The sequence below is a fragment of the Brevibacterium sp. UCMA 11754 genome, from assembly GCF_021532275.1.
In the GTDB taxonomy this organism is placed as follows: domain Bacteria; phylum Actinomycetota; class Actinomycetes; order Actinomycetales; family Brevibacteriaceae; genus Brevibacterium.
In genome coordinates this window covers 94,507-116,682 of sequence record NZ_JACBOT010000013.1, presented here as the reverse complement: position 1 = coordinate 116,682, position 22,176 = coordinate 94,507, and the positions used below count along the sequence as shown (strand labels likewise).

26 protein-coding genes, 2 pseudogenes and 2 riboswitches are annotated in these 22,176 nt (G+C 64.6%); of the genes and pseudogenes, 16 read left to right on the top strand and 12 right to left on the bottom strand.

Annotated features, from left to right (window positions below; genetic code table 11):
- Window positions 1-30 precede the first annotated feature (30 nt).
- Window positions 31-414, bottom strand: a complete 384-nt coding sequence (locus HX613_RS08025) for a thiamine phosphate synthase (protein ID WP_442862593.1) — start codon at window positions 412-414, stop codon at window positions 31-33.
- Window positions 415-424: 10 nt separating this feature from the next.
- Window positions 425-528, top strand: a riboswitch (TPP riboswitch).
- Here HX613_RS08025 and thiO point away from each other — a divergent pair.
- The 5 genes and pseudogenes from thiO to HX613_RS22985 form a co-directional block, all read left to right on the top strand.
- Window positions 497-1,705, top strand: a pseudogene (thiO, locus tag HX613_RS08020) (glycine oxidase ThiO); the annotation flags it as partial. It overlaps the preceding riboswitch by 32 nt.
- The gene (gene thiS / locus HX613_RS08015) at window positions 1,702-1,950 is read left to right on the top strand and encodes a sulfur carrier protein ThiS (RefSeq protein ID WP_235344850.1); all 249 of its coding nucleotides are present in this window, start codon (window positions 1,702-1,704) and stop codon (window positions 1,948-1,950) included. The pseudogene thiO and the gene thiS (HX613_RS08015), both read left to right, overlap by 4 nt.
- Window position 1,951: 1 nt before the next feature.
- Window positions 1,952-2,719 carry a thiazole synthase gene (locus HX613_RS08010; protein ID WP_235344851.1) on the top strand — a complete coding sequence of 256 codons (768 nt, stop codon included), beginning with the start codon at window positions 1,952-1,954 and terminating at the stop codon, window positions 2,717-2,719.
- Window positions 2,716-3,419, top strand: a pseudogene (locus HX613_RS22990) (HesA/MoeB/ThiF family protein); the annotation flags it as partial. The gene HX613_RS08010 and the pseudogene HX613_RS22990, both read left to right, overlap by 4 nt.
- Before the next feature lie 169 nt (window positions 3,420-3,588).
- Window positions 3,589-3,936: a rhodanese-like domain-containing protein gene (locus HX613_RS22985; protein ID WP_442862594.1), complete on the top strand. Its 348-nt coding sequence runs from the start codon at window positions 3,589-3,591 to the stop codon at window positions 3,934-3,936.
- A 53-nt stretch (window positions 3,937-3,989) separates the two neighbouring features.
- Here the strand turns inward: HX613_RS22985 and HX613_RS08000 are convergent, their stop codons facing one another.
- On the bottom strand, window positions 3,990-4,376 hold the full coding sequence (locus HX613_RS08000; protein ID WP_235344856.1) for an SRPBCC family protein: 387 nt from the start codon (window positions 4,374-4,376) through the stop codon (window positions 3,990-3,992).
- Window positions 4,377-4,446: 70 nt separating this feature from the next.
- Between HX613_RS08000 and HX613_RS07995 the strand changes: the two genes are divergently transcribed.
- On the top strand, window positions 4,447-5,130 hold the full coding sequence (locus HX613_RS07995) for a mismatch-specific DNA-glycosylase (RefSeq protein WP_235344855.1): 684 nt from the start codon (window positions 4,447-4,449) through the stop codon (window positions 5,128-5,130).
- 84 nt (window positions 5,131-5,214) lie between these two features.
- Here the strand turns inward: HX613_RS07995 and HX613_RS07990 are convergent, their stop codons facing one another.
- Complete coding sequence (locus HX613_RS07990; RefSeq protein ID WP_235344854.1) at window positions 5,215-5,886, bottom strand: mismatch-specific DNA-glycosylase; 672 nt, start codon at window positions 5,884-5,886, stop codon at window positions 5,215-5,217.
- 189 nt (window positions 5,887-6,075) lie between these two features.
- Here HX613_RS07990 and HX613_RS07985 point away from each other — a divergent pair, with 189 nt between their 5' ends.
- On the top strand, window positions 6,076-6,459 hold the full coding sequence (locus HX613_RS07985) for a hypothetical protein (protein WP_235344853.1): 384 nt from the start codon (window positions 6,076-6,078) through the stop codon (window positions 6,457-6,459).
- Here the strand turns inward: HX613_RS07985 and moeB are convergent.
- From moeB to HX613_RS22090, 5 genes are all read right to left on the bottom strand, one after another.
- Window positions 6,397-7,617: a molybdopterin-synthase adenylyltransferase MoeB gene (gene moeB / locus HX613_RS07980; RefSeq protein WP_235344852.1), complete on the bottom strand. Its 1,221-nt coding sequence runs from the start codon at window positions 7,615-7,617 to the stop codon at window positions 6,397-6,399. The two genes, HX613_RS07985 and moeB, sit on opposite strands and share 63 nt — an antisense overlap.
- Window positions 7,614-8,381, bottom strand: a complete 768-nt coding sequence (locus HX613_RS07975; protein WP_235344851.1) for a thiazole synthase — start codon at window positions 8,379-8,381, stop codon at window positions 7,614-7,616. Before HX613_RS07975 ends, moeB begins: the two co-directional genes overlap by 4 nt.
- 1 nt (window position 8,382) lies before the next feature.
- A complete protein-coding gene (thiS, locus tag HX613_RS07970) occupies window positions 8,383-8,631 on the bottom strand; it encodes a sulfur carrier protein ThiS (RefSeq protein WP_235344850.1) in 249 nt (82 codons plus the stop codon).
- Window positions 8,628-9,407 carry an FAD-dependent oxidoreductase gene (locus HX613_RS22095; protein WP_328284928.1) on the bottom strand — a complete coding sequence of 260 codons (780 nt, stop codon included), beginning with the start codon at window positions 9,405-9,407 and terminating at the stop codon, window positions 8,628-8,630. The genes thiS (HX613_RS07970) and HX613_RS22095 overlap by 4 nt, the downstream gene beginning before the upstream one ends.
- Entirely contained in the window at window positions 9,341-9,814 is a 474-nt protein-coding gene (locus HX613_RS22090; protein WP_328284927.1) for an FAD-dependent oxidoreductase, read from the bottom strand. The genes HX613_RS22095 and HX613_RS22090 overlap by 67 nt, the downstream gene beginning before the upstream one ends.
- Window positions 9,805-9,907: riboswitch (TPP riboswitch) on the bottom strand. It overlaps the preceding gene by 10 nt.
- A 23-nt stretch (window positions 9,908-9,930) precedes the next feature.
- On the opposite strand from HX613_RS22090, the gene thiE reads away from it, so the two are divergent.
- Window positions 9,931-10,611 carry a thiamine phosphate synthase gene (gene thiE, locus HX613_RS07960; RefSeq protein ID WP_235344858.1) on the top strand — a complete coding sequence of 227 codons (681 nt, stop codon included), beginning with the start codon at window positions 9,931-9,933 and terminating at the stop codon, window positions 10,609-10,611.
- A gap of 36 nt (window positions 10,612-10,647) precedes the next feature.
- Window positions 10,648-11,619 carry a ketopantoate reductase family protein gene (locus HX613_RS07955; RefSeq protein WP_235344849.1) on the top strand — a complete coding sequence of 324 codons (972 nt, stop codon included), beginning with the start codon at window positions 10,648-10,650 and terminating at the stop codon, window positions 11,617-11,619.
- Here HX613_RS07955 and HX613_RS07950 read toward each other — a convergent pair.
- Together HX613_RS07950 and HX613_RS07945 are read right to left on the bottom strand one after the other, a co-directional pair.
- Entirely contained in the window at window positions 11,573-12,187 is a 615-nt protein-coding gene (locus tag HX613_RS07950) for a histone deacetylase (RefSeq protein WP_235344848.1), read from the bottom strand. The genes HX613_RS07955 and HX613_RS07950 overlap by 47 nt on opposite strands.
- 5 nt (window positions 12,188-12,192) lie before the next feature.
- Window positions 12,193-12,861 (bottom strand): DedA family protein, encoded by a 669-nt coding sequence (locus tag HX613_RS07945; RefSeq protein ID WP_235344847.1) that lies wholly within the window; start codon window positions 12,859-12,861, stop codon window positions 12,193-12,195.
- A gap of 152 nt (window positions 12,862-13,013) precedes the next feature.
- Here HX613_RS07945 and HX613_RS07940 point away from each other — a divergent pair, with 152 nt between their 5' ends.
- Both HX613_RS07940 and HX613_RS07935 read left to right on the top strand, forming a co-directional pair.
- Window positions 13,014-14,162, top strand: a complete 1,149-nt coding sequence (locus HX613_RS07940) for a sensor histidine kinase (protein WP_235344846.1) — start codon at window positions 13,014-13,016, stop codon at window positions 14,160-14,162.
- 7 nt (window positions 14,163-14,169) lie between these two features.
- The gene (locus HX613_RS07935) at window positions 14,170-14,856 is read left to right on the top strand and encodes a response regulator transcription factor (RefSeq protein WP_268826709.1); all 687 of its coding nucleotides are present in this window, start codon (window positions 14,170-14,172) and stop codon (window positions 14,854-14,856) included.
- A 65-nt stretch (window positions 14,857-14,921) separates the two neighbouring features.
- Here the strand turns inward: HX613_RS07935 and HX613_RS07930 are convergent, their stop codons facing one another.
- On the bottom strand, window positions 14,922-16,139 hold the full coding sequence (locus HX613_RS07930; RefSeq protein ID WP_235344845.1) for a Fic family protein: 1,218 nt from the start codon (window positions 16,137-16,139) through the stop codon (window positions 14,922-14,924).
- Window positions 16,140-16,336: 197 nt separating this feature from the next.
- Here HX613_RS07930 and HX613_RS07925 point away from each other — a divergent pair, with 197 nt between their 5' ends.
- From HX613_RS07925 to HX613_RS07915, 3 genes are all read left to right on the top strand, one after another.
- Entirely contained in the window at window positions 16,337-17,575 is a 1,239-nt protein-coding gene (locus HX613_RS07925; RefSeq protein WP_235344844.1) for an alpha-hydroxy acid oxidase, read from the top strand.
- A 61-nt stretch (window positions 17,576-17,636) separates the two neighbouring features.
- On the top strand, window positions 17,637-19,136 hold the full coding sequence (locus HX613_RS07920) for an amino acid permease (RefSeq protein ID WP_235344843.1): 1,500 nt from the start codon (window positions 17,637-17,639) through the stop codon (window positions 19,134-19,136).
- A gap of 114 nt (window positions 19,137-19,250) precedes the next feature.
- Window positions 19,251-20,207: an iron-siderophore ABC transporter substrate-binding protein gene (locus tag HX613_RS07915; RefSeq protein ID WP_235344842.1), complete on the top strand. Its 957-nt coding sequence runs from the start codon at window positions 19,251-19,253 to the stop codon at window positions 20,205-20,207.
- 47 nt (window positions 20,208-20,254) lie between these two features.
- On the opposite strand, the gene HX613_RS07910 is transcribed toward HX613_RS07915, so the two are convergent.
- Window positions 20,255-20,713, bottom strand: a complete 459-nt coding sequence (locus HX613_RS07910; RefSeq protein ID WP_235344841.1) for an NUDIX hydrolase — start codon at window positions 20,711-20,713, stop codon at window positions 20,255-20,257.
- Window positions 20,714-20,774: 61 nt separating this feature from the next.
- Here HX613_RS07910 and HX613_RS07905 point away from each other — a divergent pair, with 61 nt between their 5' ends.
- Both HX613_RS07905 and HX613_RS07900 read left to right on the top strand, forming a co-directional pair.
- Window positions 20,775-21,269: an SRPBCC domain-containing protein gene (locus HX613_RS07905; RefSeq protein ID WP_235344840.1), complete on the top strand. Its 495-nt coding sequence runs from the start codon at window positions 20,775-20,777 to the stop codon at window positions 21,267-21,269.
- A gap of 31 nt (window positions 21,270-21,300) precedes the next feature.
- Window positions 21,301-22,089, top strand: coding sequence for an alpha/beta fold hydrolase (locus tag HX613_RS07900; RefSeq protein ID WP_235344839.1), 789 nt, complete (start codon window positions 21,301-21,303; stop codon window positions 22,087-22,089).
- Window positions 22,090-22,176: the final 87 nt, after the last annotated feature.

Below are 22,176 nucleotides of genomic sequence, written 5' to 3'. Positions count from 1 at the left end.
GTGCGATGGAATGGGTCGAGCGGCCCAGGATCACATCCGGGCCGAGGAGCGCGGCGGGCCTGTTCGCTGGTGAGTCGCCCTGGCCGAACGTGGAAGACATCGGCGCCGACGAGCAGCGCCACATCCGCGCGGTCGTTGACGGAGAAGAGCTTCCCGTGCCGGTGTGGCTGCATCCCTGAGCACCTCGAGTGCTTCGATCTCGGCCCGGGCTTCGAGGCCCTTGTCGCGCAGCTGGATGATGTCGACGCCACCGGCGTAGGCGGCATCGAGGAACTCGGGGAGATCGCCCTGCGCGCTGCGGGAATCGGTGCAGACATAGAGCCTGGCCGTGCGCAGCCGGTCAAGTCGTGTGCCTCTGTCTGTAGCTCTGTCCGTGTCTTGGACTGCGGCGTCCATTGTCATATCTGCGGCCATGCTCTAGAGTAGAGGAGTTCGCGGGAGCCTCATAAAGGGGCTGAGAGGGCTTTTGTGCCGACCGTTCAACCTGATGCGGATCATGCCGCCGGAGGGAGAAGCACGTGCACGTGATTGTTGTGGGAGCTGGAATCATCGGCTTGTCCACTGCCTGGAACCTGCGCCGTCGCGGCGTCAGCGTCACCATCGTCGATCCTGCCCCTGCCATGGGTGCCTCCCATGCGCGGCGGGAATGCTGGCTCCGGCCGCCGAGGTGGTGTGGGGGCAGACTCCCCTGTATCCGCTCATGCGTGCCTCGGCGGACCTCTACCCGGACTTCGCCGCCGAGCTGACTGCCGTCTCGGGTCATGACCTGGGACACTCGAGCACCGAGACCCTCGTGTGTGCCGGTGACCGGGCCGACCTCGTCTCCCTGCGTGAGCTCATGAACCTGCAGTCCTCTGCCGGTTTCGACGTCTCCCTCATCGCGGGATCCCGGGCCCGTGACCTGGAACCGTCCCTGGCACCCGGGGTGTGCGGTGCCGTCACGATACCCGGAGATCATTCGATCGATCCCCGCCGGGTCACCGGTGCACTGATATCGGTCCTCGGTGATGACATCATCCGGGCCCGCGTCACGGGTCTGCACAAGGCAGCCGGGCGCACCGTGGGCGTCGAGCTCGACGATGGGACGAGGTTGACTGCAGATCAGGTCATCGTCGCCGCTGGCGCTTCGTGCAATGACATCGCGGGGGTACCGACGCTGCCTCTGCGCCAAGTATGGGGTGAGGTGATCAGACTCCGGGCACCGAAAGCACTGGACCCACTGCTGACGCGCACGATCCGCGGTCTGGTCAACGCTCGGCCCGTCTACATCGTGCCTCGCCCCGATGGCGAGCTCGTCCTCGGTGCCACGAGCCGTGAGGACGGTCGGTCGGGAACCAACGCCGGCGGCGTCCACCAGCTGCTTCGTGACGCAGAGCGCCTCGTCCCGGCCGTCCTCGACTGCGAGATCACCTACATCACCACCCGTGCCAGACCGGGCTCACCAGATGACGTGCCGATCATCGGACGCATCGATCCCGGCTGTGTGGTGTCCACCGGCTTCTTCCGGCACGGCATCCTCCTCGCCCCGCTGGGTGCGGGCCTCACCGCCGACCTTGCCACCAGAGCCGACACAGCATGGGTGCCACCGGGGTCACTGGCAGCGGTGGGACCGGACCGCTTCGATTCAGAGCACCCACCAGCGGAACCACAGGACGCACAGCAGCACACCGTTTCGATTCAGCAACCAGCAGGGAGTCATCCGTGACCGACACCATCACCATCACGCTCAACGGCGAGCGCCACGCACTCGCCGGTCCCACCACAGCCAAGGACCTCATCTCCGGCATCGTCGACAAGGAGATCGGCGCCGACGGCACCCCCGTCGACGGCAGTCGCCTGGGCATCGCGCTCGCCGTCGACGGTGAGGTCATCAGGCGCGGACAGTGGTCGGGCTTCACTCTGGCCGAGGGCCACAGTGTCGACATCGTCACCGCAGTGCAGGGAGGCTGATATGACCTGGAACGTCGACGAAGTGGCGATGAACTCCCGGCTCGTCATGGGCACCGGCGGCGCAAGTTCGCTGAGCATCCTCGAACAGGCGCTGGAAGCATCGGGCACTGAGCTCACCACCGTGGCACTGCGCCGCTATGACGGCACTGCCCGGGACTCGGTCTTCGCTTTGCTGCAGCGTCTGGGTATCCGTATCCTGCCCAACACGGCTGGATGCTACACAGCCAGGGATGCTGTGCTGACTGCTCGGTTGGCCAGGGAAGCTCTCGAGACGAACTGGGTGAAGCTCGAGGTCATCGCCGATGAGGAGACCTTGCTGCCCGCCCCGGTGGAGCTGTTCCAGGCGGCGGAGGAGCTCGTGCTCGACGGCTTCACGGTCTTCGCCTACACGAACGACGATCCGGCGCTGGCCAAGAGGCTCGAGGATGCCGGGGTTGCTGTGGTCATGCCTGCCGGCGCTCCGATCGGCAGCGGGCTGGGCATCCTCAACCCGCACAACATCGAGACGATCGTCAGCCGCGCCCAGGTGCCTGTGATCCTCGATGCCGGAATCGGCACCGCCTCTGATGCGGCTTTGGCGATGGAGCTCGGCTGTACCGCCGTCCTGTTGGCCTCTGCGGTGACCCGGGCACATGATGCCAGGGCCATGGCTCGGGCGATGTCCCTTGCCGTGGAGTCCGGTCATCTGGCTGCCCATGCCGGGCGCATCCCAAAGCGACCGTTGGCTCTGGCTTCATCGACCTTCGACGGGATGGTGACCCCGAGATGAGCGCGGTGGACAATCCGGGCCCGCTGGTCGAACCGCTTGATTCTCTGAGCCCACGGGAATTCGAACGCTACGCCAGGCATCTGAGCCTGCCGGGTATCGGGGTCGAAGGACAACGCCGGTTACGGGCCGCCTCGGCGCTGGTCATCGGTGCGGGTGGCTTGGGTGCCCCGGTTCTGCACTACCTGGCTGCGGCCGGGATCGGAACGATCACGATCATCGACGACGATGTGGTCGAAGCCTCGAACCTGCAGCGCCAGGTCCTTCATCGTGGTGCCGACATCGGTCGAGCCAAGGTGGATTCCGCCCGTGACGCCCTGCTGCGCCTCGATCCGCTGCTCGAGGTTCACGCAGTTGCGAAGCGCTTGAGTCCCGCCAATGTGCTCGAACTCTTCGCGTCTCATGATCTGGTGCTCGACGGCGCAGACAACTTCGCGACCCGGTATCTGTCCAATGATGCGGCCGAACTCACCGGCACCCCACTGATCTGGGGCACGATCTTTCGCTTCGCCGGACAGGTGAGCACCTTCGTTCCCGGGCACGGGCCGATGCTGCGCGACCTGTTCCCCGACATCCCGAGGCCGATTCCGTGCCCAACTGCGCCGAAGGCGGTGTCCTCGGGGTGCTGTGCGGAACCATCGGTTCGGCGATGGCCACGGAGGCGGTGAAACTCATCTGCGGCATCGGCACTCCCCTGATCGGTCGCCTGCTGCGCTATGACGCACTGGAGTCCGACTACTCCACGCTGAGGTTCTCACCGGATCCTGATCGCGAACCTGTCACCGACCTCGCCGAGGTGGCTGTGGCCTGTGCGGCTGCCCGTGCAGAAGCAGACGGTGACGGTGCAGATCGGGAGGACGAGATCGGTGTCGATGAGTATCTGGCTGATCCTTCCTCCGCCCTTCTCATCGATGTGCGGGCCGATTGGGAGCGCCATCTGGCATCGATACCCGGATCCGTCCACCTGCCGCTGGGTGTGCTGCAGGTCGAGGGGTGGCCCGCGGTGGAAAACTCTTGTCACGCTGTTACCTCGCGAGGTCGTCATCCACTGCAAGTCGGGGGCCCGCTCCGCTCAGGCCGTGCAGCTTCTGCGCGATGCGGCACCGGAGTCCGTGCGTCTGCGGTCCCTGGACGGCGGCATCGATGCGTGGTCGGCCTCAGAGCATGAGACTGTTCAGTCGTCTGGCCAGACCGCGGTGTCCGGCTCTCATCACACGTGAGTGCATCCACGTTGCCACGGGACGCAGCATGCGAATCGACAAGCGCGAAGTGGTCACACACCACACGGAGCTGATCGTGGTGATCGGGCCCGTCTGCTCCAGCGACCACACACGGTCCCCCTCAGATCACCGGTGGCGGAGAACGAGACGAAGCTCGGCGGGTCTGTGTCCTGAAGTTCGATTCCGAAGCTCAAGGTGACTCCGATCGGGCTCTCCACCTGAATTTCGGCGCGGCGGCCGGGCACGTTCCTGTCATCGACGGGGACCGCCACGGGCAGGCCCGGCCACCACTGCGGCCACGACTTGACATCGGAGAGCACGGACCAGACCTCTGTCGGACTGGCATCGACCCTCCACGTGTTCTCGAAGTGGAAGGGGGCTGACTCACCGGCGTGCGGTCGCACGTGCTGATGAGTCTGCTGCCCGTGTTCGTGCGTCATGGGTCTCCCGATGGTCCTGAGGCGACGGGCGCTGATTCGTCCGTTCTGACTCGACGGTAGTGTGGACAGCGTGATTGAGGAAAGTTTCATCAGCTCCCGCCGACCATCGCCCTTAGGCGGACGAAAGCCGACGAAGGACGACCTCGCTGAGTTCGCCACCGACAATCCCGACGCCATCGATGACGTTCTCCCCGTGCGCTCGGGTGAACTCTCGATGCTCATCGTCGGAATCAACCCGGGCCTGTGGACGGCCGCGGTCAATGCACCCTTCGCCAGACCGGGAAATCGCTTCTGGCCGTCTCTGCATCAGGCAGGTCTGACCGATCACCTCGTCGACGCCTCCCTGGGCCTGGCCGTCGAGGACGAGGCACAGCTGCTGGCACGCGGCATCGGCATCACCAACCTCGTGGGACGGGCCACGGCTCGGGCCGATGAGCTGGACAAGAAGGAACTGCGCGAGGGTGCGGCCAGGCTTGTCCGCCGACTCGACGACATCCGCCCCAAGGTAGTCGCAGTCGCTGGGATCACGTCGTTCCGGATCGGATATTCCCTGCCCAAGGCCCACCTCGGCGAGCAGGACACGTCTCTCATCGATGGCTGGCCCGAGGGTATCGACCTTCACGTCGTACCTCAGCCCAGCGGCCTCAATGCCCATTATCAGGTTCCGGACCTAGCCCGGATCTGGCGTGATGTGTGGGGAGAGCATCGAGGACTGAGCAGCTGCTCTGATGCGGTCGTGACCGATTGCTTCTAGTGCGGTGGAGCGAATGTGTGCTCCCGAATCCTATGATTCGCACGTTGCGGGAGCACTTCGCCCACCGCACTAGAAAGCAAATCGTCACGACCGCATCAGAGCAGCTGCCTCAGTCCTCGATGCTCTCCACACATCACGCCAGATCCGGGCTAGGTCCGGAACCTGATAAATGGGCATTGAGGCCGCTGGGCTGAGGTACGACGTGAAGGTCGATACCCTCGGGCCAGCCATCGATGAGAGACGTGTGTCCTGCTCGCCGAGGTGGGCCTTGGGCAGGGAATATCCGATCCGGAACGACGTGATCCCAGCGACTGCGACTACCTTGGGGCGGATGTCGTCGAGTCGGCGGACAAGCCTGGCCGCACCCTCGCGCAGTTCCTTCTTGTCCAGCTCATCGGCCCGAGCCGTGGCCCGTCCCACGAGGTTGGTGATGCCGATGCCGCGTGCCAGCAGCTGTGCCTCGTCCTCGACGGCCAGGCCCAGGGAGGCGTCGACGAGGTGATCGGTCAGACCTGCCTGATGCAGAGACGGCCAGAAGCGATTTCCCGGTCTGGCGAAGGGTGCATTGACCGCGGCCGTCCACAGGCCCGGGTTGATTCCGACGATGAGCATCGAGAGTTCACCCGAGCGCACGGGGAGAACGTCATCGATGGCGTCGGGATTGTCGGTGGCGAACTCAGCGAGGTCGTCCTTCGTCGGCTTTCGTCCGCCTAAGGGCGATGGTCGGCGGGAGCTGATGAAACTTTCCTCAATCACGCTGTCCACACTACCGTCGAGTCAGAACGGACGAATCAGCGCCCGTCGCCTCAGGACCATCGGGAGACCCATGACGCACGAACACGGGCAGCAGACTCATCAGCACGTGCGACCGCACGCCGGTGAGTCAGCCCCTTCCACTTCGAGAACACGTGGAGGGTCGATGCCAGTCCGACAGAGGTCTGGTCCGTGCTCTCCGATGTCAAGTCGTGGCCGCAGTGGTGGCCGGGCCTGCCCGTGGCGGTCCCCGTCGATGACAGGAACGTGCCCGGCCGCCGCGCCGAAATTCAGGTGGAGAGCCCGATCGGAGTCACCTTGAGCTTCGGAATCGAACTTCAGGACACAGACCCGCCGAGCTTCGTCTCGTTCTCCGCCACCGGTGATCTGAGGGGGACCGGTGTGTGGTCGCTGGAGCAGACGGGCCCGATCACCACGATCAGCTCCGTGTGGTGTGTGACCACTTCGCGCTTGTCGATTCGCATGCTGCGTCCCGTGGCAACGTGGATGCACTCACGTGTGATGAGAGCCGGACACCGCGGTCTGGCCAGACGACTGAACAGTCTCATGCTCTGAGGCCGACCACGCATCGATGCCGCCGTCCAGGGACCGCAGACGCACGGACTCCGGTGCCGCATCGCGCAGAGGCGGCCTGCAGCTGAGCGGAGCGGGCCCCCGACTTGCAGTGGATGACGACCTCGCGAGGTAACAGCGTGACAAGAGTTTCCACCGCGGGCCACCCTCGACCTGCAGCACACCCAGCGGCAGGTGGACGGATCCGGGTATCGATGCCAGATGGCGCTCCCAATCGGCCCGCACATCGATGAGAAGGGCGGAGGAAGGATCAGCCAGATACTCATCGACACCGATCTCGTCCTCCCGATCTGCACCGTCACCGTCTGCTTCTGCACGGGCAGCCGCACAGGCCACAGCCACCTCGGCGAGGTCGGTGACAGGTTCGCGATCAGGATCCGGTGAGAACCTCAGCGTGGAGTAGTCGGACTCCAGTGCGTCATAGCGCAGCAGGCGACCGATCAGGGGAGTGCCGATGCCGCAGATGAGTTTCACCGCCTCCGTGGCCATCGCCGAACCGATGGTTCCGCACAGCACCCCGAGGACACCGCCTTCGGCGCAGTTGGGCACGGAATCGGCCTCGGGGATGTCGGGGAACAGGTCGCGCAGCATCGGCCCGTGCCCGGGAACGAAGGTGCTCACCTGTCCGGCGAAGCGAAAGATCGTGCCCCAGATCAGTGGGGTGCCGGTGAGTTCGGCCGCATCATTGGACAGATACCGGGTCGCGAAGTTGTCTGCGCCGTCGAGCACCAGATCATGAGACGCGAAGAGTTCGAGCACATTGGCGGGACTCAAGCGCTTCGCAACTGCGTGAACCTCGAGCAGCGGATCGAGGCGCAGCAGGGCGTCACGGGCGGAATCCACCTTGGCTCGACCGATGTCGGCACCACGATGAAGGACCTGGCGCTGCAGGTTCGAGGCTTCGACCACATCGTCGTCGATGATCGTGATCGTTCCGATCCCGGCCGCAGCCAGGTAGTGCAGAACCGGGGCACCCAAGCCACCCGCACCGATGACCAGCGCCGAGGCGGCCCGTAACCGGCGTTGTCCTTCGACCCCGATACCCGGCAGGCTCAGATGCCTGGCGTAGCGTTCGAATTCCCGTGGGCTCAGAGAATCAAGCGGTTCGACCAGCGGGCCCGGATTGTCCACCGCGCTCATCTCGGGGTCACCATCCCGTCGAAGGTCGATGAAGCCAGAGCCAACGGTCGCTTTGGGATGCGCCCGGCATGGGCAGCCAGATGACCGGACTCCACGGCAAGGGACATCGCCCGAGCCATGGCCCTGGCATCATGTGCCCGGGTCACCGCAGAGGCCAACAGGACGGCGGTACAGCCGAGCTCCATCGCCAAAGCCGCATCAGAGGCGGTGCCGATTCCGGCATCGAGGATCACAGGCACCTGGGCGCGGCTGACGATCGTCTCGATGTTGTGCGGGTTGAGGATGCCCAGCCCGCTGCCGATCGGAGCGCCGGCAGGCATGACCACAGCAACCCCGGCATCCTCGAGCCTCTTGGCCAGCGCCGGATCGTCGTTCGTGTAGGCGAAGACCGTGAAGCCGTCGAGCACGAGCTCCTCCGCCGCCTGGAACAGCTCCACCGGGGCGGGCAGCAAGGTCTCCTCATCGGCGATGACCTCGAGCTTCACCCAGTTCGTCTCGAGAGCTTCCCTGGCCAACCGAGCAGTCAGCACAGCATCCCTGGCTGTGTAGCATCCAGCCGTGTTGGGCAGGATACGGATACCCAGACGCTGCAGCAAAGCGAAGACCGAGTCCCGGGCAGTGCCGTCATAGCGGCGCAGTGCCACGGTGGTGAGCTCAGTGCCCGATGCTTCCAGCGCCTGTTCGAGGATGCTCAGCGAACTTGCGCCGCCGGTGCCCATGACGAGCCGGGAGTTCATCGCCACTTCGTCGACGTTCCAGGTCATATCAGCCTCCCTGCACTGCGGTGACGATGTCGACACTGTGGCCCTCGGCCAGAGTGAAGCCCGACCACTGTCCGCGCCTGATGACCTCACCGTCGACGGCGAGCGCGATGCCCAGGCGACTGCCGTCGACGGGGGTGCCGTCGGCGCCGATCTCCTTGTCGACGATGCCGGAGATGAGGTCCTTGGCTGTGGTGGGACCGGCGAGTGCGTGGCGCTCGCCGTTGAGCGTGATGGTGATGGTGTCGGTCACGGATGACTCCCTGCTGGTTGCTGAATCGAAACGGTGTGCTGCTGTGCGTCCTGTGGTTCCGCTGGTGGGTGCTCTGAATCGAAGCGGTCCGGTCCCACCGCTGCCAGTGACCCCGGTGGCACCCATGCTGTGTCGGCTCTGGTGGCAAGGTCGGCGGTGAGGCCCGCACCCAGCGGGGCGAGGAGGATGCCGTGCCGGAAGAAGCCGGTGGACACCACACAGCCGGGATCGATGCGTCCGATGATCGGCACGTCATCTGGTGAGCCCGGTCTGGCACGGGTGGTGATGTAGGTGATCTCGCAGTCGAGGACGGCCGGGACGAGGCGCTCTGCGTCACGAAGCAGCTGGTGGACGCCGCCGGCGTTGGTTCCCGACCGACCGTCCTCACGGCTCGTGGCACCGAGGACGAGCTCGCCATCGGGGCGAGGCACGATGTAGACGGGCCGAGCGTTGACCAGACCGCGGATCGTGCGCGTCAGCAGTGGGTCCAGTGCTTTCGGTGCCCGGAGTCTGATCACCTCACCCCATACTTGGCGCAGAGGCAGCGTCGGTACCCCCGCGATGTCATTGCACGAAGCGCCAGCGGCGACGATGACCTGATCTGCAGTCAACCTCGTCCCATCGTCGAGCTCGACGCCCACGGTGCGCCCGGCTGCCTTGTGCAGACCCGTGACGCGGGCCCGGATGATGTCATCACCGAGGACCGATATCAGTGCACCGGTGACCCGGCGGGGATCGATCGAATGATCTCCGGGTATCGTGACGGCACCGCACACCCGGGTGCCAGGGACGGTTCCAGGTCACGGGCCCGGGATCCCGCGATGAGGGAGACGTCGAAACCGGCAGAGGACTGCAGGTTCATGAGCTCACGCAGGGAGACGAGGTCGGCCCGGTCACCGGCACACACGAGGGTCTCGGTGCTCGAGTGTCCCAGGTCATGACCCGAGACGGCAGTCAGCTCGGCGGCGAAGTCCGGGTAGAGGTCCGCCGAGGCACGCATGAGCGGATACAGGGGAGTCTGCCCCCACACCACCTCGGCGGCCGGAGCCAGCATTCCCGCCGCCGCATGGGAGGCACCCATGGCAGGGGCAGGATCGACGATGGTGACGCTGACGCCGCGACGGCGCAGGTTCCAGGCAGTGGACAAGCCGATGATTCCAGCTCCCACAACAATCACGTGCACGTGCTTCTCCCTCCGGCGGCATGATCCGCATCAGGTTGAACGGTCGGCACAAAGCCCTCTCAGCCCCTTTATGAGGCTCCCGCGAACTCCTCTACTCTAGGAGCATGGCCGCAGATATGACAATGGACGCCGCAGTCCAAGACACGGACAGAGCTACAGACAGAGGCACACGACTTGACCGGCTGCGCACGGCCAGGCTCTATGTCTGCACCGATTCCCGCAGCGCGCAGGGCGATCTCCCCGAGTTCCTCGATGCCGCCTACGCCGGTGGCGTCGACATCATCCAGCTGCGCGACAAGGGCCTCGAAGCCCGGGCCGAGATCGAAGCACTCGAGGTGCTCAGGGATGCAGCCCACCGGCACGGGAAGCTCTTCTCCGTCAACGACCGCGCGGATGTGGCGCTGCTCGTCGGCGCCGATGTCTTCCACGTCGGCCAGGGCGACCTCACCAGCGAACAGGCCCGCGCGCTCCTCGGCCCGGATGTGATCCTGGGCCGCTCGACCCATTCCATCGCACAGGCCGATGCCGCCGAGGCGGACCCCGAGATCGACTATTTCTGCTTGGGTCCCGTGTGGGAGACCCCGACCAAACCCGGCAGGCCAGCCATCGGCACCGACCCCCTGCGCGCGCTCGCCTCCAGCGCATCCAAGCCCTGGTTCGCGATCGGCGGGATCTCGGCAGGCGAGCGCCTCGCCGAGGTGAGAGCCGCTGGTGCGCAGCGCATCGTCGTCGTCCGTGCGGTGACCGCAGCAGAGGACCCCGCGGCCGCGGCTGCGGAACTCAAACAGGCGTTATGACAGCGCGCGGCGCAACTGCAAGGGAAACCATCTGACATGGGAGAGCACACAGTGAAGATACTCATCGCCGGGGCCGGCGCGACCGGCGGGGCGTTCGGCACCCGCCTGTTTGAAGCCGATCGCGATGTCACGTTCCTCGTCCGCGAGGCACGAGCGCAGACGATGCGTGCCAACGGCCTGCGATTCGTCGCCCCCGGTGAGGACCGGACGAACCACATCCCCGTCCTCACCGCCGCCGAGCTGGCCCAGGCTGATCCGGCAGCTGCCGATTCCGCGGCTGCCGATCGCCGGGATTCGACTCCCTTCGACCTCGTGATCGTCGCGGTCAAGGCCAACGGCTTGGAATCGATCATCGACGACCTCAGACCCGCCGTGGGGGCGCACACCCTCATCATTCCGTTCCTCAACGGCATGGCTCAGATCGAGCGCTTGGCCGAGGAATTCCCCGGCCAAGTTCTGGGCGGTCTGGTCAAGATCGTCGGAACGATCAAGGACGGAGCCATCCACCAGATGACCGACCTGGCTATCATGACCATCGGCGACCTCGACGGGGGAGTCATCCCCGATCCCATCGTCGAGGCCCTTGACGTTCCCGGCTACAGACTGCAGATCCTTGAGAACATCACGGACGCCCTGTGGGAGAAGTGGATCTTCATCGCCGCGGCAGGAGTCGTCACCTGCCTGTTCCGGGCCCCGGTCGGAGCGATCATGGCAGTTGGCGGACACTCGCACATCGTGGGAATCGTCGACGAGCTCGAAGCCGTTGCGAGCGCCGGGGGACACCCGGTCTCGGCCGAGGCCAGGGACATGACTCTGGCCATGCTCACCGCCGAGGGCTCGTCATTCACCTCATCGCTCTATCGCGATGTGACCTCGGGCCTGCCCAGCGAAACCGAGCACATCCTCGGTCACCTCGCACGAACAGCCGCTGACCTCGGTGTGCAGACACCACTGCTCGACCTCACACTTGTGCAGCTGCGGGCCGGGGAGTCGCTGCGACAGAGTTGAGTGTCGAGACTGAACCGACGGTCGAGACAGAAATGACCTCTTCGACGCCGAGGCGCAGCATCGTCAGATACGGTTCACCGGGGATGGTGTGGGTGACTGCATCCGATCCGTGCGGAGCCGTGAACGTCACCATCGGGATCGAATCTGCGCGGTCGAGAACCAGAAGGGTCTCGTACCCGCCCGGTCCCACCGAGTGGGCGGAGCCGACGGGAAGTTCGCAGGCCAGTGTCTCCAGCGGGTTGTCCGATGAAGGCGGCCGGTTCATCTCCTGATCGGCGACATCGGCGAACTGCTGGGCAGTGATGAGATATGCCTTGGCCGGTGTGGGGCCCGGGACATGATGGTCATAGAAGGCCATTCCTCCGCCGCCCCACACGGTGGAGCTGCCGGCGAAGTAGATGGATCCGGGAAGTTCGATGCCCATCTCTGCCAACGGCGGAGCCGAGTTCCGTGCGCCGGGATAGGTGACGAATGCACCTGGGGGACGGCCGCCCTGCAGGTAACAGGCGAGCCTGTCACGATGCATGTTCGACCCATAGCTGACATACCACACGAGACCTTGAGACATCCCATTCATGATGCCACGTCAACGGCTGGGACTGTCCAATCTGCAGAGTCTCGGTGTGCCGTCCGATCCTCGTCTGATCGGGCTTTCCTCCTGGCCAGAAGTCTGCGCGTGAGTTCAGCAACACCGGTGATGACGAGTGCGATGCCGATGCCCAATCCCACCCCGAGCAGCGGCTGATCCTCGAACAGCACACCGCCGAGCAGACCGATGCCCGTCGAATACAGCGCCCAGGCCAGGCACCCTGCCGCATCGAAGGCGAGAAATCGAGGGATCGGATACTTCAGCATCCCCGAGGTCACGGTGGTGGCCGTGCGTCCGCCGGGAACGAAACGTCCCGCGATGAGCACAGCGCCGCCTCGGCGGGCGAATATCTCCTCGGTGCGTTCGAGTAGCCGACATGCACGTGGACGCCGGGTCCACCGGGACGCCAAGGAGCCACCCCCGCGCCCGACAAGGTGGGCGGCGAAGTCACCGGCGAGGGCTCCGACTGCTCCCGCCAGCAGGAGTCCGCCCGGGTTCGGTGTTCCGCTGGCCGCATAGGCCGCCGCGGTGATGAGAATCGTTTCGGAGGGCACGATCGGGAACAGGGAGTCGAGGCCGGCGATGACGAAGACGAGGAGGTACACCCACGGTGATTCGAGCGTTGCGGCGAGGATGTCGAAAGCGAGGTCCATACTCATCCACGCTATTGACCGACGGGCGAGCTCGGAACGCGGCGAAGAGCAGTCTCGCCTGCAGGAGCCCGGATCGAAGATGCGGAAAACCGGAAACGGAGACTGCGGTCGGACCCATGGGACTCGGCGCACGGCGTTGCTACGATCGACCTATGCCCTGGCCGACGTCGCTGACCGCGCGGATTCCCCGAGAATCCCGCATGTTCGTCGCACGCTGGCGTGCCTCGGTGCTGGGAATCCTGTGGGGTGTGCTGCTATGCCTTCCGCTGCTGCTCGCCGCGATCCCCACCACTACCTCGCGACTGAGCCGGAGGGCCCTGGCCTGGGAACGCTCCCGGCAGGAGCGGGGCTTCGGCATCATCATGGGTTCGGACCCGATGAAGCGCGGCTTCTTCGTCCTCAACGGTGTGGTTGCGGGCCTCATCGCCATTCCCGTGCTCAATCTGCTCACGGGTTTCCTGCTCGTCACGATCGGTTCGCTCATCCAGGGACTGTTCATCGGCGGCAGCATCACCATCGGCTTCGACTTCTGGACCATCAGCCAGCCGACCCTGTTCGTCGGAGTGCTCTATGGAGCCGCCAACCTCATCGGGGTCATCGTCCTCGCCGAGTTCGCCAATTGGCTGCACGGCAGAATCGACTCCAGGTTCACCGAGACCAGCCGCCCCAACGCGCCCCACACCCGTATCACTCAACTTCTCATGACCCGTCACGGTGTGGTCATGGCCATCGATGAGGAGCGGCGCCGGATCGAGCGGGACCTCCACGACGGAGTGCAGCAGAATGTCGTGTCCCTGTCCGTGCTCATCGCACGTGCCCAACGAGCGAAGGATCAGGACAAGGTCAGCGCCCTCCTCGGCGACGCCCTCGTGCAGTCTCAGGACCTCATCGATGAGATGCGCGAGGTCGCCTGGCGGGTCTATCCCACAGCGCTGGACGAACACGGCCTGGGCACCGTCCTCCACCGGGTAGCTGATCACTGCCCGATCCCGGTCACCCTCAGCGCCGTCCCCACCCGGCGGGTATCGCAGGCCAGTGAATCTGCTGCGTACTTCGTCGTGCGGGAGGCGGTGACCAATGTGGTCAAGCACGCGAATGCGTCGGCTATTCGAATCAGCGTGATCGCCGATGATCAGAAGCTCATCGCCGAGGTGGTCGATGACGGCACCGGGGGAGCCGACCCTGCCGGCAGCGGGCTGAAAGGACTGTCGCGCCGGGTCGGAGCATTGGACGGGACGATGACGATTGAGAGCACAGAGAATGTCGGAACCACAGTGAGAGCGGAGATCCCCTATGTCTGAACCTGGCATGCCTGAATCCAGCGTCGGAACCCCGAGCGTCGGCCCGATGAGAGTCGCCTTGGCCGATGACTCGGTGCTGCTGCGCGAAGGGGTGCGCAGCCTGCTCGAAGACGAGGGCATCGCAGTTGTGGCCTCTGTCGATGACGGGCAGCAGCTGCTCACCGCGGTTGCGGCTCATCGCCCGAACTTGGCGATCGTCGACGTCAGGATGCCGCCGACCCACACCACAGAAGGACTCGAGGCCGCGCTGGAGATCAAGCGCCGCTTCCCGGACATCGGAGTCCTCGTGCTCAGCCAATACGTTCTGCGCGAATATGCGACCGAACTGCTGAGCACCGAGACCGTGGGAGTCGGCTACCTGCTGAAGAACCGGGTCACCGACATCGACCGCTTCCTCGAGTCCGTCAATCGGATAGCGGAGGGCGGAACCGTCATCGACCCTGAGGTCGTCCGGCAGCTGCTGAGCTCGTCCGATAAGCAGAACTCCCTGTCGGCGCTCACCCCGCGTGAGAACGAGGTCCTTCAGGCCATGGCCGAGGGGCTGTCGAATCGCGGTATCGCCGAACGACTCTACGTGTCCATCAGCTCAGTGGAGAAGGCCATCAGTTCGATCTTCGACAAGTTCAGGCTGCACGCAGGGGAGACCACGAGCCGGAGGGTCGCGGCGGTCCTGCACTACCTCGACCAGTCCTGATCCGACGGAGAGCAACCAGGTGGCTCACGACCTCGAGAGCCGGAGCATCCTGACGAGACAGGTTCTCAGAGTTCGGAACGGGCTCGGGCACCGATGCGCAGATTGAGGTCCTCGAGCTCGGTCAGCACATCGCCAGCACCCCAGATCTGATTGCGCTTGCGACGGGTCAGACCGCGCAGGACCCCAGCCTCCATCAGTGCAGAGACCGCCCTGTTCGCCGAGGAGCTGGACAGTTTCAATGAGTCCTCAAGGTCGTCGATCGTGAACACCGGGTCCGATGCGAGGTAGTTCAGGATCCTGGCCGCGGCGCTGTTCTCACGTGGATGGCCGAGGAGGTCGGCCCACTCATCAGGCAGTTCAGCCAGCCGATGCGCGGTCATCTGAGCTTCCTCTGCCGCGATCACCGATGACGTCGACCACAGCGATATGACCGGTCCGGCGTCGCCTGAGTGATAGGAATTCAGCGCGGCGAAGTAGCGGTCTCGAACCTCGACCAAGGCAGCAGCCAAGGGAACGGTGATTCCGGTCGTGACGCCGCGTGAGTGGAGGATCCCAGCCGCCAAGGCTCGTCCGATCCGACCGTTGCCGTCGGTGAAGGGATGGATCGCTTCGAACTGCGAATGGGCGACGGCCGCCTGCGCGATCGTGGGAATGTCAACGCGGCGGGCGAAGGTCAGCAGATCGTCCATGAGTTCAGGGACGAGCTCCGGGGGTGGGGGAACATAGAGCGCACCACGGGGCGAATGATCGGAGCCGCCGATCCAGTTCTGCATCGGCCGATGTCGGCCCGCCAGATGAGCCTCTCCGGCATCGTCCTTGAGCAGCAGCCGATGGGCGCGAGAGACCGCATCGGCATTGATCGCTCCCGATGTCAGCAGATCCAGCGCACCCGTTGCAGCGGCCATCGCGGTGGCCGAAGAATTGGACTTCGCACCGTGGAGGGCTCGGACGAAGTCGTCGATGGGTGCCTCTTCGGCTTCGATCTTCGAAGAGGCGATCGATTCGCTGCGCAGCAGCAGGTAGGACAGTGGGATCAGGGTGCGACCGTGCTCGGCATCGAGCCGAGAGATCGCGCGGACCGCGGTTTCTGAGCGTGCGGCGAGCTCGGAGGGCAGGCGCAGGTCGACCGAGCCGATGCGAGCCGGAATGGAGACGGCCACCTCGGCGAATTTTCTGTCGTCGATCGTGCCGCCGCGGAACTCCTGGCGCCACGGTCTGGTCTCTGCCTGCGCTGCTGGCACGTGAACGGCAGGATCGGGCACGGGAACGGCGGAATCGGACATGGGAATAGTCTAGTCGATAAGCCCATATAATCAAATAAATGGGAATATCTCTCATGGTGATCCCAGTTCCGGGGAACTCGGTTCCCTCGTTAGACTCGCAGCTCAGAGACGCCGAGGATACTAGGAGCGCCGGAGGCTCACAGTGCTCGCAGGGGTCTCAAACCCGATGAGATTCAGTGTCGAAGATGAGGAGAACGATGAAACGGCAGCTGCCCGACGTGAAGGAACTCGCCCCTCTCCTGCAGTTCGGTCTGCCCAGGCTCGACAGGGTGGGTGCGCGACTCGACTCCGCCGCCGATGTCTGGGACCTGCGTCGCATCGCGAAGCGGGTGACCCCCACGGCACCCTTCGACTACGTCGACGGCGGCGCGCTCGATGAGCACACGCTGCGCAAGAACCGTCAGGTCTTCGCCGACGTCGAACTCCTCCCACGGATCCTGCACGGAGTTGACGCCCCGAACACATCGACGACGATCGCCGGTCAGCACACAGCACTGCCATTCGGCATCGCCCCGACAGGCTACACGCGGATGATGCACTCCGAAGGTGAGATCGGGGGAGTTCGCGCGGCGACAAAGGCAGGCATTCCCTTCTCGCTGTCAACGATGGGCACGCGATCGATCGAAGAGGTCGCCCAGGCGGCACCGGGATCCACCCGTTGGTTCCAGCTCTACTTGTGGAAGGACCGCGAGCGCAGCCTCGACCTGCTTCAGCGAGCCCAAGCCAGCGGGTACGAAACCCTGCTCGTCACCGTCGACACTCCGATCACGGGCCAGCGTCTGCGCGATAACCGCAATGGGCTCTCGATCCCACCGAAGCTGACCCTGAAGACTATTCTCGATGCCTCCTACCGGCCCGGCTGGTGGTTCAACTTCCTCACCACCGAACCGCCGAAATATGCCTCCTTGTCGAACACCTCGCAGTCCTTGGCCGAGATGACGCGGACCATGTTCGATCCGACACTTGACCTCGATGACCTCAGGTGGATCCGTCAGCACTGGAAGGGCAAGCTCTTCGTCAAGGGAGTCCTCACCGCCGAAGATGCCGACAGGGCCCGGTCCATCGGCGCAGACGGCCTGGTCGTATCCAACCATGGAGGACGCCAGCTCGATCGCGCACCTGACTCCCTGACCGCGCTGGCGGAGGTGCGAGCGGCCGTCGGCGAGGACATGGAACTCATCCTCGACTCCGGAATCATGTCCGGCACCGACGTCGTGGCCGCTCTGTGTGCCGGAGCGGACTTCGTGCTCGTCGGCCGGGCCTACCTCTACGGACTGATGGCCGGCGGGCAGCGCGGCGTGGAGAAGGCCATCGACCTGATCCGAGCAGAGATACTGACTGCTATGGGCCTGATGGGCGCCCGGAACATCGCTGACCTCGGACCGCAGCTGGCCCGGGGGCTGCCAGTCTGTGCCACTGCGAACCGCGACAACTGAATGTGGTAAGAATGGCCGGGGCCCGAACGGGACGCCGGTCGCACGACAGTCAAGGGACACGATGAACGAAACAGCCGCCTCGGCGAGGGAGAACCGCGAACTCAAACGGGGGCTGAAGTCACGTCACCTGCAGATGATCGCCATCGGCGGCGCCATCGGCACCGGACTCTTCCTCGGCTCCGGCGGCACGATCTCCCAGGCCGGACCCGGCGGTGCACTCCTGGCCTATGCTGCGATCGGTATCATGGTCCTCTTCGTCATGCAGTCCCTGGGTGAGATGTCGACGCACCTGCCCGTGGCTGGATCGTTCCACACCTACGGTTCGAAGTACGTCAGCCCCTCGTTCGGATTCGCCATGGGCTGGAACTACTGGTTCAACTGGGCAATCACGCTCGCCGCAGAGCTCGTCGCAGCCGGAGTCATCATGTCCTTCTGGCTGCCGGACGTGCCGTCCTGGGTCTGGGCCGCGATCTTCCTGGCCCTGCTCACCGGGCTCAACTTCCTCTCGGCCAAGGCATTCGGGGAAGGCGAGTTCTGGTTCGCAGCCATCAAGGTCACCGCTGTTCTCGCGTTCCTCATCCTCGGGGTGCTCATGATCGCAGGCATCATCGGTGGGCAATCACCGGGTATGAGCAACTGGACGAGAGGCGAAGCGCCATTCGTGGGTGGCTGGGTCTCGATCATCAGCGTGTTCATGATCGCCGGCTTCTCCTTCCAGGGCACGGAGCTCGTCGGCGTGACCGCAGGCGAGTCAGCCAACCCGCGCCGCGATATGCCCCGGGCCATCCGCACCGTGTTCTGGCGCATCATGCTCTTCTACATCGGCGCAATCATCATCATCGGCTTCCTCCTGCCCTATTCGGACCCCTCACTGCTGGCCTCTGCCAACAACGAGGACGTCACGGCCTCGCCCTTCACTCTTGTCTTCGAGCGCGCCGGCATCGCCGTGGCCGCATCCGTGATGAACGCCGTCATCCTCACCGCAATCCTCTCAGCCGGCAACTCCGGCCTCTACGCCTCGACCCGCATGCTCTACGCAATGGCCAAAGAGGGAACCGCGCCGAGGCTGTTCGCCCGACTCAACGAACGCGGGGTTCCCGTCATGGCCCTGCTGGCCACCGCGGTCATCGGCCTGTTCGGGTTCCTCTCCGAAGTGATGGGTGACGGTGGGGCCTACACGTGGCTGATCAACGTCTCCGGGCTCTCCGGGTTCATCGTCTGGGTCGGCATCGCCTGGTGCCACTTCCGGTTCCGCCGTGCCTACATCAAGCAGGGCCACGATGTTAAGGATCTGCCGTATCGGGCTCCGCTGTTCCCGATCGGACCGATCATAGCTCTGGTCATGCTGGTCATCGTCATCATCGGCCAGAACGTCCAAGCCATCGTCGAGGGACGGGTCCTCGAAGTTGCCTCCGCCTACATCGGACTGCCCGCCTTCCTGCTGCTGTGGCTCATCCACCGGATGGTCACCGGACGTCGCTCACGCACGGTGGGTCTGGAGGAGATGGGCGTCGACGGACTCGAGATCAAACCTGAGCGGGAATCGGGCAGCCTCGGCTGACCGCCGCTGTCAACCGCCGCTGTCAACCGCTGCTGCCATCCGACGCGCGTGACTGTCGCAGAAGCTATGTGCATACGTTAAGCTAGGCTTGCCTAACTCACGAAGAAGGATCTCATGCGCAGAATTCTCGCCCCCATGCTCGCCTCCGTACTCCTGCTCGCTGCCTGTGGCGGCGGTGGTGGTGACGAGGAAGCGGCCTCCGGTATCACCATCGACACGAATTTCGGCGCAGTCGAAGTCCCCAAAGACCCGCAGAAGGTCGTGGCCCTGGGATGGGGAGATGCGGAAACCGCGCTGGCCCTCGATGTGCAGCCGGTCGGTGCCTCTGACTGGGTGGAGTTCGGCGGCAAGGGAGTCGGCCCCTGGGCCGAGGACCTCTATGACCAGGCCCCGGAGATCATCGAGACGATGGAGCCCGACTATGAGAAGATCGCGGCGCTCGAGCCCGACCTCATCCTCGACACAAAGAGCTCCGGTGAACAGGAACGCTACGACCGTCTCTCGGAGATCGCTCCGACTGTGGGTGCGCCCGAAGGCGGCGACAACTACCTGACCACGATGGACCAGCAGGTCGACCTGGTGTCCCAGGCCCTGGGCAAAGAGGACGAAGGGCAGAAGCTCCTCGCAGACCTCGACAAGGAGTTCGAGGCGGCTCGTGAGGCGCATCCGGAGTTCGACGGCAAATCCGTGAGTGTGGCCGCGAAGACCTCCGAGGGCTGGGGTGCCTATGTCGAAGGTTCCGAGCGCGTGCAGTTCATGGAAGATCTCGGGTTCAAGCAGTCGGAGAAGGTCGCGGCCCTCAAGCCCTCGGGCTTCACCGCCACAGTGTCCGAGGAGAAGCTCGACGATCTCGACGCGGACCTGCTCGTGGCCTTCCCGATCTACATCCCCGATTCCGAAGTCACCGACGACCCCAGCTTCAAGCGCATTCCGGCAGTCGAGGACGGGCACAGCCTGGTGCTGACCGAGGATCTCAACGACGTCCGGCAGGCATTCGCGTTGAACTCGGTCCTCTCCGCGTCATATGCGGCAGAGAAGATGCCCGAGCTCGTCGCGGATGCTCTGAAGTAGCAGCCGCACTCAAGCAGCTATCGCACTCACAAGGCCGTCACGCTTCCTCACACTGCGGCACGCCACGCATCAAGACCGATATCGATGATGCGGGCGTGCCGCACGTCGGCCAGAGAGTCGATGGCCAACCATTCGGCGCGGTCCGTGGTGCCGTCGACCTCGAGAGTCCCCAGCATGCCTCCGGTGATGTGAGCCTCATAGACGACGCGGACTCCCTTGAACGGACGCGAAACCGATCTGCGGCGTGCGGCATTGCTGCGATTTTCAGTGAAGGTGTGTGTCGTCAGCGGGCGGACCAGCTCGGCGTCGAAGCCCGTCTCCTCCTTAATCTCCCGGATCGTGCCTGCCTCGATGCTCTCGTGGAACTCGATTCCACCGCCGGGCAGAGTCCACAGCGCATGGGCTGGTTCGTTGCCGCCGTTGAACCAGCTGAGAAGGATTTCCCGCTCCTGGTTGACGATCACCGCGTACCCGGCAAGTCGTGTGTCGTAATCGGAGAAGTGCATGGACTCAGCCTACCTGTGAGTATCTCTTCCCATGCCGCAGCCCGGTGAATAGGCTGATCAGATGACTGAAGGACCGAAATACTCGAACGAGCACATCATCGCCACCCGCACGATCGACGCCCCTGCGCATACGATCTTCACCGTGCTGGCTGATCCGGCTCGGCACCGGGACACCGAACCCACGGACTGGGTGCGAGACGCCATTGATCCGACGCCGATCACGGCCACCGGACAGATCTTTGCCATGAATATGCACTTCGATGACGAGAACGGTGACTACCGGATCGACAACACCGTGACAACGTTCGAACCCGATCGCGCGATCGCATGGGATCCCGGACAAGCCGATGAGAGCGGTCACGTCGCCCCCGGTGGCTGGCGCTGGCGCTACGACCTCGAAGAGAAGGACACCGGCACCGAGGTGAAGCTGACCTATGACTGGTCACGCACAACACAGGAGATCCGAGACGCATTCGGCGGCTTCCCCGTCGTTGGCCCCGACTATCTCGACCAGTCGCTGCAGGCCTTGGAACAGGCGGCCGCCGACAGCAGATGACCTGGTGAGACGTGCCGGGTAGGCTGGAAGCGTGACTGATATCGCCAGCAGACTCATCGGCAGCACCGGTGAGCGCATCGTGTTCCTCCACGGACTCTTCGGCCGCGGCAAGAACTTCACCTCCATCGCCAAATCACTTGAGCCCGACTACTCGAGCCTCCTCGTCGACCTGCCCAACCACGGCGACTCGGACTGGACAGACGAGTTCAGCTACGTGGACATGGCCGACTCCGTGGCCGCAATGATCACCGCGGTGACTGATCCCGATGATCTGCCCGTGCACCTGGTCGGTCATTCCCTGGGCGGCAAGGTCGCCATGATCCTGGCCCTGCGCCACCCGAAACTCATCGACCACCTCGTCGTCGTCGACATCGCCCCCACTGCAGGCGGGTCCCTCGGCGTCTTCGAGCATCTGCTCTCGAGCCTCGCCGAACTCGATCTCAACGAGATCGAGTCGCGCGCCGCCGCCGATGAAGCCCTGCAGGAGAAGATCCCAGAGGACACGATCAGGGGATTCCTGCTGCAGAACCTGCGCACCACCTCGGCGGGGTACGCCTGGCAGCCCAACCTCACCCTGCTTCATGAGAGCCTGCCCGCGATCGGAGGCTTCCCCGAGACGGGGGAGGCGACCTTCGACGGTCCGGTGCTCTGGATCGCCGGTGAGACATCGGACTACGTCTCCCGCGAGGATCTGCCTCTCATGCGCTCCCTCTTCCCCCGCGCGACCCTGCTCACCGTCAAGGGATCAGGCCACTGGGTCCACTCAGAAAAGCCGCAGGCGTTCGTCTCCTCCCTGCAGGCGTTCCTCGTACGCAGGTGACGCCACGAACTCACCTGGTGCGCCCCGATCTCATCTGCGACACCCCGGGATCGGGGCAGACTTGGTGAGGAATATGCTGGTGGGCAG